Annotated in this window: 9 protein-coding genes and 1 pseudogene; 4 read left to right on the top strand and 6 right to left on the bottom strand. The window is 46.7% G+C overall.

The features are described from left to right. Window positions 1-10: 10 nt before the first annotated feature. From pruA to putR, 3 genes are all read left to right on the top strand, one after another. Window positions 11-1,558 (top strand): L-glutamate gamma-semialdehyde dehydrogenase, encoded by a 1,548-nt coding sequence (pruA, locus tag NST16_RS16250; protein WP_168746888.1) that lies wholly within the window; start codon window positions 11-13, stop codon window positions 1,556-1,558. A gap of 91 nt (window positions 1,559-1,649) precedes the next feature. Then, complete coding sequence (gene putP / locus NST16_RS16245) at window positions 1,650-3,104, top strand: sodium/proline symporter PutP (RefSeq protein WP_411802061.1); 1,455 nt, start codon at window positions 1,650-1,652, stop codon at window positions 3,102-3,104. A gap of 152 nt (window positions 3,105-3,256) precedes the next feature. Further along, window positions 3,257-4,492, top strand: coding sequence for a proline utilization transcriptional regulator PutR (gene putR / locus NST16_RS16240; protein ID WP_010332961.1), 1,236 nt, complete (start codon window positions 3,257-3,259; stop codon window positions 4,490-4,492). A 36-nt stretch (window positions 4,493-4,528) separates the two neighbouring features. Here putR and NST16_RS16235 read toward each other — a convergent pair whose 3' ends face one another. Together NST16_RS16235 and NST16_RS16230 are read right to left on the bottom strand one after the other, a co-directional pair. Continuing rightward, entirely contained in the window at window positions 4,529-5,386 is an 858-nt protein-coding gene (locus tag NST16_RS16235; RefSeq protein ID WP_168746889.1) for a TIGR03943 family putative permease subunit, read from the bottom strand. 4 nt (window positions 5,387-5,390) lie between these two features. After that, a pseudogene (locus tag NST16_RS16230) lies at window positions 5,391-6,274 on the bottom strand (permease). Between the two features lie 265 nt (window positions 6,275-6,539). Between NST16_RS16230 and NST16_RS16225 the strand changes: the two are divergent. Next, window positions 6,540-7,550 (top strand): NAD(P)/FAD-dependent oxidoreductase, encoded by a 1,011-nt coding sequence (locus tag NST16_RS16225; RefSeq protein WP_229149703.1) that lies wholly within the window; start codon window positions 6,540-6,542, stop codon window positions 7,548-7,550. A 27-nt stretch (window positions 7,551-7,577) separates the two neighbouring features. On the opposite strand, the gene cobA is transcribed toward NST16_RS16225, so the two are convergent. From cobA to nasC, 4 genes are all read right to left on the bottom strand, one after another. Next, a complete protein-coding gene (cobA, locus tag NST16_RS16220; protein WP_340887562.1) occupies window positions 7,578-9,029 on the bottom strand; it encodes a uroporphyrinogen-III C-methyltransferase in 1,452 nt (483 codons plus the stop codon). Window positions 9,030-9,088: 59 nt separating this feature from the next. Then, window positions 9,089-9,409, bottom strand: coding sequence for a nitrite reductase small subunit NirD (gene nirD, locus NST16_RS16215; RefSeq protein WP_024120163.1), 321 nt, complete (start codon window positions 9,407-9,409; stop codon window positions 9,089-9,091). A 31-nt stretch (window positions 9,410-9,440) separates the two neighbouring features. Next, the gene (gene nasD / locus NST16_RS16210) at window positions 9,441-11,858 is read right to left on the bottom strand and encodes an NADPH-nitrite reductase (protein WP_340887559.1); all 2,418 of its coding nucleotides are present in this window, start codon (window positions 11,856-11,858) and stop codon (window positions 9,441-9,443) included. A gap of 120 nt (window positions 11,859-11,978) precedes the next feature. Next, window positions 11,979-14,111, bottom strand: a complete 2,133-nt coding sequence (nasC, locus tag NST16_RS16205) for an assimilatory nitrate reductase catalytic subunit NasC (protein ID WP_340887555.1) — start codon at window positions 14,109-14,111, stop codon at window positions 11,979-11,981. Between the last annotated feature and the right edge of the window lie 2 nt (window positions 14,112-14,113).

Below are 14,113 nucleotides of genomic sequence, written 5' to 3'. Positions count from 1 at the left end.
AGAGATTACAATGACAACACCTTACAAACATGAACCATTCACAAATTTCCAAGACCAAAACAACGTAGAAGCGTTTAAAAAAGCGCTTGCGACAGTAAACGAATATTTAGGAAAAGACTATCCGCTTATCATCAACGGTGAAAGAGTGGAAACAGAAGCGAAGATCGTTTCCATTAACCCGGCTAATAAAGAAGAGGTTGTCGGCAGAGTCTCAAAAGCTTCTCAAGAGCACGCTGAGCAAGCCATTGAAGCGGCGGCTAAAGCCTTTGAAGAGTGGAGATACACGTCTCCGGAAGAAAGAGCGGCTGTCCTGTTCCGCGCGGCTGCCAAAGTCCGCAACAGAAAGCATGAATTTTCCGCTTTGCTCGTGAAAGAAGCAGGGAAGCCTTGGAACGAGGCAGATGCTGATACTGCTGAAGCGATTGACTTCATGGAATATTATGCACGCCAAATGATTGAACTGGCAAAAGGCAAACCGGTCAACAGCCGTGAAGGCGAGAAAAACCAATATGTATACACGCCGACTGGTGTAACAGTCGTTATTCCGCCTTGGAACTTCTTGTTCGCGATTATGGCGGGAACAACAGTAGCGCCGATCGTTACCGGTAACACAGTTGTTCTTAAACCTGCGAGCGCAACGCCTGTTATTGCTGCGAAATTCGTTGAGGTTCTTGAAGAATCCGGCCTGCCAAAAGGCGTTGTGAACTTTGTTCCTGGAAGCGGAGCGGAAGTCGGTGACTACCTTGTTGACCATCCAAAAACAAGCCTTATCACGTTTACGGGATCAAGAGAAGTCGGTACGAGAATCTTCGAACGCGCGGCAAAAGTTCAGCCAGGCCAGCAGCACTTAAAGCGTGTTATCGCTGAAATGGGCGGTAAGGATACGGTTGTTGTCGATGAGGATGCGGACATTGAATTGGCGGCTCAATCCATCTTTACATCTGCATTCGGCTTTGCGGGCCAAAAATGTTCTGCAGGTTCACGTGCTGTTGTCCATGAAAAAGTGTATGATCAAGTATTAGAGCGCGTTATTGAAATCACAGAGTCTAAAGTAACGGCAAGCCCTGACAGCGCAGATGTTTACATGGGACCTGTCATTGACCAGGGTTCTTATGATAAAATTATGAGCTATATCGAGATCGGAAAAGAGGAAGGCCGATTAGTAAGCGGCGGTACTGGTGACGATTCAAAAGGATTCTTCATCAAACCAACGATCTTCGCTGACCTTGATCCGAAAGCAAGACTCATGCAGGAAGAAATTTTCGGGCCTGTTGTCGCTTTCTCTAAAGTATCAAGCTTTGATGAAGCATTAGAAGTGGCGAACAATACTGAGTACGGTTTAACGGGAGCGGTAATCACAAACAACCGCAAGCACATTGAGCGTGCAAAACAAGAATTCCATGTTGGAAATCTGTACTTTAACCGCAACTGTACAGGAGCCATTGTTGGCTACCACCCATTCGGCGGCTTCAAAATGTCCGGCACAGATTCAAAAGCCGGCGGTCCGGATTACCTGGCACTGCACATGCAGGCAAAAACAATCAGTGAAATGTTCTAAAGCGGGACTAAATGGGCATCCTCCCTGCGGGGGTGTCCATTTCATCCATATACTATAAAAAAGAGGAGGAAGTGCTATAGAAAACACACAGCTGATTATTTCGATTTGTATTTATATGGCGGGGATGCTGCTGATCGGCTACTTTGCCTACAAACGTACGTCAAACCTGACGGATTACATGCTGGGAGGACGTTCCTTAGGTCCGGCTGTAACCGCTCTCAGTGCGGGAGCTGCCGATATGAGCGGCTGGCTGCTGATGGGGCTTCCGGGCGCCATGTTTTCAACTGGGCTGAGCGGTATTTGGATTGTGTTCGGTCTTTGCCTTGGTGCATGGGCGAACTGGCTCTACGTCGCACCGCGGCTGAGAACATATACTGAAAAAGCGGGGAATTCAATTACAATTCCCGGATTCCTTGAGAATCGTTTCGGAGATCAAACAAAGCTCCTTAGATTGTTTTCGGGAATTGTCATTTTAGTCTTTTTCACATTTTATGTATCGTCCGGAATGGTGTCCGGCGGCGTCTTGTTCAACAGCATTCTGGGAATGAATTATCACACCGGCTTGTGGGTGGTGACAGGTGTTGTTGTGGCATATACCCTGTTTGGGGGCTTTCTGGCTGTCAGCTGGACAGATTTTGTTCAAGGGATCATTATGTTTGCAGCGCTTATTCTCGTTCCTATCGTTACGTTTTTCCACACCGGAGGAATAGGTGAAACAACTGCTGAGATCCGCTCTGTGGACCCTGATATGTTTAATATTTTTAAAGGAACCAGTGTTCTTGGCATCATTTCACTGTTTGCATGGGGCTTGGGCTACTTTGGCCAGCCGCATATCATTGTGCGTTTTATGGCGATTACATCTGTCAAAGAGATAAAAAGAGCACGCAGAATCGGAATGGGATGGATGATTCTTTCGGCAGTCGGCGCAGTGCTGACAGGCTTGGGCGGAATCGCTTATTACCATCAGCGGGGCATGTCATTGAAGGACCCGGAGACCATTTTTATCCAATTAGGAAATATTTTATTCCACCCAATTATTACAGGCTTTCTAATTTCTGCGATTTTAGCGGCCATTATGAGTACAATTTCTTCCCAGCTGCTTGTTACGTCAAGCTCCTTGGTAGAGGATTTGTATAAGTCGATGTTCCGGCGCTCAGCTTCTGATAAAGAACTGGTGTTTTTGGGCCGTCTGGCTGTGCTGGCTGTTTCAATTGTCGCGTTAGTTCTGGCTTGGGAGAAAAACAATACCATCCTTGGGTTGGTCAGCTACGCGTGGGCGGGCTTCGGTGCATCATTCGGGCCGGTAGTACTGCTCAGTCTGTTTTGGAAACGAATGACCAAATGGGGGGCACTCGCCGGCATGATTGTGGGAGCAGCAACTGTAATCATTTGGGCGAATGCCGGTCTTTCGGACTTTCTGTATGAAATCATACCTGGTTTTGCTGCGAGTCTATTATCTGTCTATATCGTCAGTGTATTGACGCAGGCTCCGTCACAAGATGTTACAGAACAGTTTAAAGACTACCAAGATACGATGTCACAATAAAGATCGAAAGGAGGAGGAAGGGGATATCCCTTTTTCCTCTTTTCTCCTTTTAAGACTGCTGTTTTTTCTTTTGGAAACAAACGTATTTTTTTCTATACAAAAAGACCCCGTATGGATATGATTAAAGTAAAAAAAGTATAGGAGAAAAAGGTATGGAAGAGCTTTTAGAGAGAGTTTTTTCATTTTCAGATGTTGATAAGCTGATTGACTTTATCAGCTATGAGCTGCAAAAACCAGTGATACTGGAAAGCGCGGATTTCTTTTTGTTAGCCTACAATTCTTACTATATTAACCATTTTGATTCTGCAAACCAGCAGACTATTTTTTCAAAAAAATGTCCAGTTCAGATTTTTGAGAGGTTTTTGAAGGACGGGATCATTGAAAAGCTGAAAACAGAACCTGAGCCTTTTCGCGTCAATAAAATTGAGAGCATTGGGTTAAATCAGAGGGTAGTCGTGAGTGCAAAGCATAAAGGGGAAGTCATGGGCTACATCTGGATTCAAGAACTGGATCGTGATCTGACAGACGAAGAGCTCGACTTTTTGTACGAGACCTCCTTCCATGTCGGAAAAATTATTTATAAAGCGAACAAGCTGAAACAGGAAAAGGAAGAAAGAGCTGAGGACCTCATCAAACGGGCTATCTATCAGCAATTTATTTCTGAAAAGGAGCTCAGGCGGGAAGCTGAGAGAATCAACACCGTGCTGCCTTCTGTATTTTCAGTTGTCATCCTGCACGCCGCGAATGGGGATGGGGAAGCGGTGGAAGATTTAAAGGAAAATATCAGGTCTTACCTGAATTTGCGGGATAAAGTCAGTCATGTCTTAACGATAGAATCAAATATTGTCATCGTCGTAGCGAGTTTTTCCCAAAAAAGCTCCGCCTCCTCAGCAGCTGCTGAATTCATTAACAAGCTGTTAACACATTTTCACTTTCAAAAAATTCCTACCCCTATTTATATCGGTATCGGAAACGAATATGACCACATCTTAAAGCTCGGCAAAAGCTATACAGAAGCATTGGAAGTCATTAAAGCCGCAGAAATAACCGGCAACCAGGAAAACATTCCATATGAATATGAGAAGCTCGGTATTTATCGTTATTTAGAAAGCATTGAACAGAAAAATGACTTTTTGGAATACGAGAATAAGGATTTAGCTTTACTAAAAGCAAAAGACCAAGAAAGCAGCACCGAGCTGCTGAAGACGCTGGAAATCTATCTCCTCAACAACTGCAAAACAAAACCAGCCGCGGAACAGCTGTTTATTCACCAAAACACATTAAATTACCGCATCAAGCAGATTCTTGAGATGACATCCATCGATTTAAGCGATTTCAGAACGCGATGCCAGCTCTATCTTGATTTGATGCTGATGAAAAAGAAATAAAAAAGAAACCAGTACTTGTACTGGTTTCGTCTTCAATTAAAATCCTCTGTAGACATACGGATCATCAGGTTTTTTAATGGTGTTCCAGTCTGTCACTTTCACGACAGGAAGGGTGGATTTGAATGGCTGATAATATTCTGAGGCAAGAGTGCCCTTAATTTGAACCCATTCATCATCCTTGATGTTTATGTCCTTCGGAAACTCCACAAGCATCCCGTACACGCCGGAATCAGCGATACAGTGAATAATGCCAAACCGCAATACGAACAGCTGGTTTTTGTTAATCGCGTTTCCTTTATACGCAAATCCATGAAATTCAATCGTCCGTCCGAGAAATTCGCCTGGATAGTTATAAATGGTTTCCATACCTTTTAAGAAATCATCATCGGTCAGAGAAATCTCTTTTTTACCAGAATATTTTTTATACAGCTGTTTCATCTGCTTGTTATAGCTGTCTTGCGCATAATAAAGGCTGGCATCAGGCCGCAGATACTGGGTTTGGGAGTAGTGGTCTCCGCTTTCCATGGCCTTAAACGAGAACCCTTTTGTTTTGACGATAGATGAGTCAAGTGTCGCAATCGGAAAAAAGATGCCTGACACCAAAGGAAAAAGAAAAACAAGATAAATAAAATACCGCTGATAAAATGGTTTGTTTTGTTCATGGTCATGCTCGTGATCATGGCCGCAGCCGCAATCATCGTCATGATGATGCCCGCCTTTTTCAGGCGATTTGACAAACAAATACGCTTGAACAGCTGTCAAAATGGCCAGCAGGAAGATCGCAATAAAGGACAGATAGGAATATTTCATATTGATATATTTTGTTAGATTTCCTGAGGTATGCAGATGATAAAAGAAAAATGTAAATCCCATCAGCACCAATAGACGAAACATCCAATCACCCCTTTACAAGTAGTGATCCCGCTAAGACGATCACGACAATATATGTAATCAGCAGGAAAACAAATCGTTTTTTGAAGGCCGCGAGCATCATCAAGAGATTCTTAATATCAACCATCGCACCGAAGACGAGAAAGGCGATGAGCGAGCCTAAAGAAAATGTGCTGCTGAAGGAAGACGCAATAAATGCATCCACTTCTGAACAAGCGATAAGACAAACGCAAGCCCCATCATCACGAGGGAAGAAGATACATCATTCTGCCCGATCGCAAGCAGAGTGGATGTTTTGACGTACGTCTGCATCGCGGCTGCGATAAAGGCGCCGATAATTAAATATTTCCCCACGGAGAAAAATTCATCAATGGCGTGACGCAAGGTCCCTCCCAGCTTTTGAAACAGGGTGTGGTGATGATGATGGTGATGCCCGGCTTCATCGGGCTTTAACAGCTGGTTATCCTTAAATTGATAGGATAAGATGATGCCAATAATCACCGAGACAGCCAGCGCCAGCCCGCCCCGGTAAAAGACAACGCTCCATCTATTCCCGAACGCAATATACGTAGAAAACAAAACAATGGGATTGATGATAGGAGCGGTCAGCATAAAAGCAACGCCCGCATGCAGGGGAACCCCTTTTAGCAGAAGCCGCCTCGTAATCGGGATAATGCCGCATTCGCAGGCGGGAAATAAGATGCCGGCAAGCGCACCAAATAAGACTGCGAGAAACCGGTTTTTCGGCATGATCCTTGCAATCATTTCTTCAGAAACAAACATTTGAATGATTCCGGACAGAATGACGCCAATCAGAATAAACGGAATGGCTTCTATTAAAATACTGATAAAAATAGAATTCAGCTGAAGAAAAGACGATTGTGCAGTCACAATAAAACCTCCGCTCATGGTAAGCTGCCTCTGATTATATCACGAAAAAAGGCACTGATTGTTTGACGGAAGAGGAGGAAGGATCGTTTCACCTTGTTTAGGATTCTAAGAAATCCAGTGACGTAGTGAACTGCGGGAATTATTACTCAGGGCCGACGAAATGGTTGAACACGGACACTAGAAATATGATATACTTTGTATTGATATTCATTCTCAATTAAACGTTATAACGTTAATGATAGATTTGGAACGGGAGGCAGGACGGATGGCTGAAAATCAAGAGGTGTATGACGTCACGATTATAGGCGGGGGACCGATCGGGCTGTTTACGGCTTTTTACTGCGGCATGCGGGAGCTGAAAACGAAAGTGATCGAGTTTTTGCCGCGGCTCGGGGGAAAGGTGTCTTTATTTTTCCCTGAGAAGATGATTCGCGATATTGGCGGGATACCGGGGATTGCCGGGGAGCAGCTGATCGAACAGCTGAAGGAGCAGGCGGCGACGTTTGACCCTGATATTGTGCTGAATCAGCGAGTGACCGGATTTGAGCGTCTGGATGACGGAACCATGGTGCTGACTAGCTCTGAGGGGGAGAAGCACTATACAAGAACCGTTATTTTGGCTGTCGGCATGGGCACGCTGGAGGTCAATGAGTTTGACAGCCAGGATGCAAGCCGGTATGCAGGAAAAAATCTTCATTATAAAGTGGAGAAGCTTGATGCGTTTAAAGGCAAACGGGTCGTGATTTCTGGCGGGGGAGATACTGCGGTCGATTGGGCTAATGAGCTGGAACCGATTGCGGCGTCTGTTACTGTCGTGCATCGCAGAGAGGAATTCGGCGGACTGGAAAGCAGCGTGACGAAAATGAAGCAGTCATCTGTGCGGGTGCTTACTCCTTATCGGCTTGAACATCTTAGCGGCACAGATGAACGCATCGAAAGCGTCACCGTTTGTCATGCGGCGTCTGGACATCCCGAGGAAATCGAGCTTGATGAGCTCATTATTAATCACGGGTTTAAAATTGATCTCGGCCCGATGAAGGATTGGGGTCTCGAGATTGAAGAAGGCCGGATTAAAGCTGACAGACATATGCGGACAAATCTTCCGGGCGTGTTTGTTGCGGGGGACGCGGCTTATTATGAAAGCAAGCTCAGATTGATTGCCGGCGGTTTTACAGAAGGCCCGACTGCCGTCAACAGTGCGAAATCTTATCTGGACCCTCAGGCGGAAAATATGGCGATGTATTCCACCCACCACAAAAAATTGGTTCATAAATAAAAAAGCCCTTTGGAAAAGGGCTGTTCATCAGCTGTGGAGGAGCTTTTTCTCCACTTGCTCATTTTGTATAAACGCAAATAATTGCTTATGGTCTTGTACGGCAGTAAACCCGTATGCAGCGGCGGGCGTGTCGTCGCCTATACAGATGACAGGGGGGCGGCTTGCGGACGGTTCTGTTGAAATGCCGATTTCTTCTCCCGCGCTGATCAATTGCTGAGCGGACAGCTTGCTGGGGCAAATGATCATGTGCAGAGGAGACTCACTGATCGTACGCTCTGTCATGCGGGTGAATCGCTCATCTATGACGTTTTCATGGGTGATATAGCACAAACAGGACTCTGATTTCTGCATTTCTTCTACTGAATGACGGCTGCCGACAATCAGCTTTTTAGGCGAATTGTGATGGTGCTCGGATATGATGAAGCCGCGTTTTATAAGCTCTGCCTTTCCTGCTTCTGACGCTGCACTCAGGCGTGCGGTCAGCTGGCGAATGTCGATTCGTTTGGATGCGATGACTTGAAAAAATTCGCAAACCGCACGGCGTGATGTGAAGAAAATATCCTCGAAGGCGCTGATCTGTTCTAGAATATCCTCGTTGACAGGCATTTTTTCAGTCCGCCATTTCGGCCATTCGATGACATCGGCTCCATATTCGCGCAGCTTGTCTGCCAGTGTATGCTCATCTTCGTTATGAGTAACTACCATCATATGCTGCCCGATGAATGGTTTGCTCTCAAACCAGCTGTGTGTTTGAACGTTTACAATATCACCGATGACGATAATGGCGGGGTTTGTGATTTGCTGTTCCTGTATGTTTTGATGGATATCCTGCAGCGTTCCTTTTACGCTCCGCTGGCGGCCCCACGTTCCCCATTGAATCACGATGACAGGGACAGAAGGAGATTTTCCGTACGCGATGAGCTGCTGGCAAATAAATGACAGGTTTTTCACGCCCATGTAAAACACAAGCGTTTGAACGCTTCGGGCAAGCCCTTCCCAGTCAAGGTTCGGCGTGCCTTTTAATGATTTATCATGTGCGGTAATCATGGCGAAGGACGAAGCGAAATCCCGATGCGTGACGGGGATTCCCGCATACAGCGGCGCGGCGATTCCCGAGGTGATGCCCGGCACCATTTCATAGCGGATGCCATGCTGGTGGAGAGCGTCTGCTTCCTCGCCGACTCTGCCAAACACGCTGGGATCTCCGCCCTTTAAACGGACAACGGTTAATCCCTCCGACGCTTTTTCAATCAGCAGGGCATTGATCTCTGCTTGTTTCATAAAATGGCGGTCCGGCAGTTTTCCGCAATAAATGAACTGGCAGTCTGGTGATGCGTATTCGAGCAGCTTTGGGTTTGCGAGCCGGTCATACAAAATGACATCCGCTTCCTCCAGCGCCTGTTTTCCTTTTATGGTGATGAGCCCTGGATCTCCAGGTCCGGCGCCCACAAAATATACGATTCCGTTTTTCATGATCATGTCATCCTTCCGTCACTGTAAAAAATGAAGGATCACTTTGAAAGTGATCCGGTCTTTGATCAATATACGAGATAAACGTATTCTCCTTCGATCAGCGTTTCGTATGTTTTGACACAGCCGTGATCCGGCTCTTGAACGATTCCGTCTTCCAAGGAGATTTTCCAGTCGTGCATCGGACAGAAGACATATTCGCCGCTGACGATACCTTCTGCAAGGACGCCGCCCTTATGGGGACAGCGGTTTTCAATGGCGCGGATGCTCCCGTTTGAAAGCTTAAAGACCGCAAGCTCCTTATCTTCAATATACACTGTTTTTCCTAATTGTTCAGGCAATTCTTCGATTTTTCCGATACATACTTTTGTGACGTCTTTGTTCACCATGTCCATTCCTCCTCAATGTTTGTTTCTGTCATTATGATGTGGTCACGACATTTTCAAATAATTCTTTAGAGGTTTGTTTATCTTCCAGGAAGTCCTTCCACGGATCTTTGTGGACAGAGAGCGTTTCATTCATTCGGTCGTTCAGCTCCTGCCGTTTTTCCGGATCGTTTAAAATATCTTGGACATGGGATAAACCGACGCGCACCAGCCATGCGGACGTGCGTTCTAAGTAGTTTGCGGTTTCCCGGTAGTATTGAAGGTAAGCGCCTGCGTATTCCAAGACTTCTTCATTTGTTTTCACCTTCATCAGCAAGTCGCCGGCACGCAAATGGGTTCCGCCGTTTCCGCCGACGTAAAGCTCCCAGCCTCCGTCGATGCCGACAACGCCAAGATCTTTAATGCCGGACTCTGCACAGTTTCGCGGGCAGGCAGATACGGCCATTTTCACTTTATGAGGCGTGTTGAGTCCTTCAAATTTTTTCTCAAGGTCGATGCCTAAGGCCATGGAGTCTTGTGTGCCGAAGCGGCAGAATTGTTCGCCTACACATGTTTTTACCGTGCGGAGTGTTTTTCCGTACGCGTAGCCTGACGGCATATCAAGATCGGCCCATACCTTTGGCAGGTCTTCTTTTTTCACGCCGATCAAGTCAATACGCTGGCCACCTGTCATTTTGACGAGCGGGATCTCGTATTTGTCGACGACATCAGCGATTTTGCGAAGATCTTGAGAGTTGGTTACACCGCCGTACATCCGCGGTACGACAGAGTAGGTTCCGTCTTTTTGAATATTGGCGTGCATCCGTTCATTAACAAAGCGGGATGTTCTGTCATCCTCATATTTGGACGGATTGATCATGCCTAAGTAGTAGTTCAGAGCCGGACGGCATTTGGAACAGCCTTCTGGCGTTTTCCAGCCGAGCACGTTCATGACTTCTCTTGTATGTGACAGCCCTTTGGCTTTGATTTCTTCGACTACCTCGTCTCTCGACAATGAGGTGCAGCCGCAAATCGCTTCTTTTTGGGCTGATGCGTCAAAGTCTGATCCCAGCGTATACTGAAGGATGTCTTCTACGAGCGGCTTACAGCCTCCGCATGAACGGGACGCGCCGGTGCAAGCTTTGATTTCATCTGTTGATGAACAGCCCTGTTCCTGAATGGCTTGAATAATTGCTCCTTTTGACACACCGTTACAGCCGCAGATGATTTCATCATTGCTCATGGCAGCGGTCAGACTTGTGCCCGCTTCTTGGTTGAGAGGCTGTAAAATTGAGATTTTAGAGGTTTCAGAGATATCTGCCTCTTTTTGAATCATCGAAAACAGGCGGTTGCCCTCACTGCTGTCGCCGAATAAAACAGCTCCGACAATCTGATTGCCTCGCAGCACGACTTTTTTATAAATGCCATCCTGTTCATCAAAGACCTTAATCGCTTTTTTCTCGTCTGATTCGTGAAAGTCACCGGCAGAAAAGACCTCGACTCCTGATACTTTCAGTTGTGTGGAGAGAACGGAGCCTTCATAAGGTTTCGTTTCAACACCGCAGATATGTTTAGCGAGCACTTTCGCCTGTTCATAGAGCGGCGCCACGAGTCCGTATGCGATTCCTCGGTGCTCGGCGCATTCACCGACCGCATAAATGTGCGGGATTTCGGTTTGCATATAATCATTGACAATAATGCCGCGGTTGACTGGAATGCCGCTTTCGGCCCCAAGCGCTGTATTCGGGCGGATGCCGACGGCCATGACGACTAAATCGGCTTCAACGCTTGTGCCGTCTTTGAATCTGACGCCCTCGACCCGGTCATCTCCGAGAATCTCTTCTGTTTGCTTTTCAAGCAGAAAGGTCATTCCTTGTTTTTCTAATTCGTTTTGCAGCAGGCGTCCGGCCGTTGCGTCAAGCTGGCGTTCCATCAGGAAGGGAGCGAGATGGATAACGGAGACTTCCATACCGAGATTCAGCAGGCCGCGCGCAGCTTCCAAGCCAAGCAAGCCCCCGCCGATGACGGCTGCTTTTTTATATTGTTTTGACGCGGCGAGCATCGTGTCTGTATCCTTTATGTCCCGGAAAGCTGTGACACCTTTTTTGTCTGCGCCCGGAATCGGCAGGATAAAAGGGACAGAACCTGTAGCCAGGATCAGTTCATCATAAGGCTGTATTCGGCCTGCATCGGTGATGACGGTTTTGCTTTCTATGTCCACTTTGATGACTGTTTCATTGGTATACAATTGTATATTGTTTTCTTCGTACCAGTTCCAATCGTTTAGCGTAATATCTTTGATATCTGTATCGCCTTGCAGCACTTTTGACAAAAGGATTCGGTTGTAGTTGGGATGCGGTTCGGAACCAAAAATTGTAATTCGGAATTCGTCTTTTGAAACACTCAGTATTTCTTCAATGGCCCTTACCCCGGCCATTCCATTACCAACAAGAACTAGCTGTTTTCTCCCCATCAGATGATCCGCTCCTTATCAATGTTTTTTCCAGCGTAGCACAGCAAAAAGAAATATTTAAGATGCATGTTATAAAATGTAACAAAATATACGAAAATTTCTAAAATTTTTATGAAAAATTTAAATAGGTCTGACTCGGACGGCGCATACCTTAAAACCGGGCATTTTACACGCTGGATCTAGGCTGTCACCAATCAAGTCATTTACGTTTTGGGCATCCGCCCAGTGGATGGGAACAAATACTGTGTCTTTTCTGATGTGTTCTGACCATTTGCTGCGGACGGTGATGCTTCCGCGAGGAGATTCTATGTTCACGAGAACACGGTCCTCGATATTGTAGGCCGCTGCTGTTTTCGGATGGATTTCCATAAATGATTCAAAATCTCTTGCGGCCAAAGAGGCGCTTTTTCTCGTTTGGACACCTGTTAAATAATGAGACATGACCCTGCCGGTCGTTAAAAACAACGGATATTCGGCAGTCGGCTTTTCTTTAGGAACAACGGGTTCGTTTGGGATCACACTTAATGCCGCTTTTTGATCCGGATGTGCAAATGAGTCCTCAAACAAGCGCCGGGTTCCGGGGTGATCAGGTTCAGGACACGGCCAGTGAATCCCGCCTTCTTGTCTGAGCCTGTCGTATGTGATGCCGGAATAATCGGCGATTCCGCCGCGGCTTGCTTCTCTCAATTCGTTAAAGATGTCCTCCGCAGACGTGTAGGGAAAATAACGGCCTTTTCCAAGAGCGGACGCGATCTCGCAAATGATCTGCCAATCATGCTTTGCTTCCCCCGGGCAGGGGCGGCTCGCTTCCCTTAATGTCACGCGGCCTTCAACGTTGGTCATCGTGCCTTCGTCTTCTAAGTAAGAGGATGCGGGCAAAATGACATCAGCAAATTTCGCTGTTTCAGATATAAACAAGTCGATTGCAACAAAGAATGTCAGTTTTGACAGCGCCTGTTTGACAAGGTTGGCATTTGGGCTGGAGACTGCTGGATTGGAACACATTAGAAACAGTCCTTTAATGTCTCCATCGTTGATTTTTTCCATCATTTCATAGGCTGAGACGCCTTTTCGCGGGAGCTCATCCGGATTGACTCCCCACACTTTTGCAATATAAGCCCGATGGTCTTCGTTTTCGATGGAACGGTAGCCGGGAAGCTGATCTGCTTTTTGGCCATGCTCTCGGGCGCCTTGCCCATTACCCTGTCCGGTGATCGCTCCGTAGCCCGAGTAAGGCTTGCCGATTTTTCCTGTGATCAGCACCACATTTAAGAAGCCTCTCACAGCCGCGGTACCATCGGTTTGCTGTTCAATGCCGCGGGCTGTAAACAGCATGCCGGACGTTTCCATGGCAAACTTCATAGCAGCCTTTCGCATTTGCTCTAAAGGAACATTTGTCTGCTCGGCGATGTCTTCCAGATTTAAAGCACCGATATGCTGTTTGAGCTCATCAAATCCGTTCGTGCGTGTGCGAATAAAGTCTTCATTTATGAGCTGTTCGTCTATAATGATTTTGACTAAACCGTTGGCAAGGGCGGCGTCTGTCCCGGGTTTGATTTTTAGATGAAGGTCGGCTATTTTTGTCGTCGCTGTTTCCCGGGGGTCAATGGCAATGAGATAAGCCCCGTTTTCTTTCGCTTGTTCAAAATACGGCATGATGGTCGGCTGGCATTCTGCGATATTGGTGCCGGCCAAAATGATCACTCGGGAGTGGGGGATTTCCGATAATGGATTCGTCAAGCCTCTGTCTGCTCCGAATGTTTGGTTGGCTCCGGTTGCTGCGGCGGACATACAGAGCCGGCCGTTGTAATCGATGTATTTTGTCTGTAAGCCGACTCGTGCGAACTTTCCTAACAGATACGCCTCTTCATTCGTAATCGAGGCGCTTCCGTAGACAGCCATCGCATCATGGCCGTGTTTGGCTTGGATCAGGGTGACTTGCTCCTTTATATAGGTCAGTGCTTCATCCCAGGAAACAGGCACAAATTCACCGTTTTTTTTGAGCAGCGGCCGGGTGATACGGGAGGCGTGCAGGGCATGTTGATGGGCATTCATCCCTTTCATGCATAAACGGCCTTGTGTCGTAGGATTGTGGATGCCGATGGCTGTATATCTTTTCCGTGTAACGATGGTTTGTTCCACAAGCTGCATTTTGCATTGCATGCTGCAAAACGGACATTGGGTGTCGTATGTTTTTTCTGATTGGACGTCTTGTTGTTTTTCCCGGAAATATCTAAGCAGTCGTTCAGTCAAAA

The organism is Bacillus sp. FSL K6-1005 (genome assembly GCF_038000225.1).
Lineage (GTDB): Bacteria > Bacillota > Bacilli > Bacillales > Bacillaceae > Bacillus > Bacillus mojavensis.
The sequence above is the reverse complement of the archived record's forward strand: the minus strand, read 5'-3'. Positions and strand labels throughout refer to the sequence as shown.

Excerpts from the sequence above, each read along its gene's own strand:
- pruA (WP_168746888.1), top strand. The coding sequence starts at position 11 with ATGACAACACCTTACAAACATGAACCATTCACAAATTTCCAAGACCAA.
- putR (WP_010332961.1), top strand. The coding sequence starts at position 3,257 with ATGGAAGAGCTTTTAGAGAGAGTTTTTTCATTTTCAGATGTTGATAAG.
- NST16_RS16235 (WP_168746889.1), bottom strand. The coding sequence starts at position 5,386 with ATGTTTCGTCTATTGGTGCTGATGGGATTTACATTTTTCTTTTATCAT.
- NST16_RS16225 (WP_229149703.1), top strand. The coding sequence starts at position 6,540 with ATGGCTGAAAATCAAGAGGTGTATGACGTCACGATTATAGGCGGGGGA.
- cobA (WP_340887562.1), bottom strand. The coding sequence starts at position 9,029 with ATGATCATGAAAAACGGAATCGTATATTTTGTGGGCGCCGGACCTGGA.
- nirD (WP_024120163.1), bottom strand. The coding sequence starts at position 9,409 with ATGGTGAACAAAGACGTCACAAAAGTATGTATCGGAAAAATCGAAGAA.
- nasD (WP_340887559.1), bottom strand. The coding sequence starts at position 11,858 with ATGGGGAGAAAACAGCTAGTTCTTGTTGGTAATGGAATGGCCGGGGTA.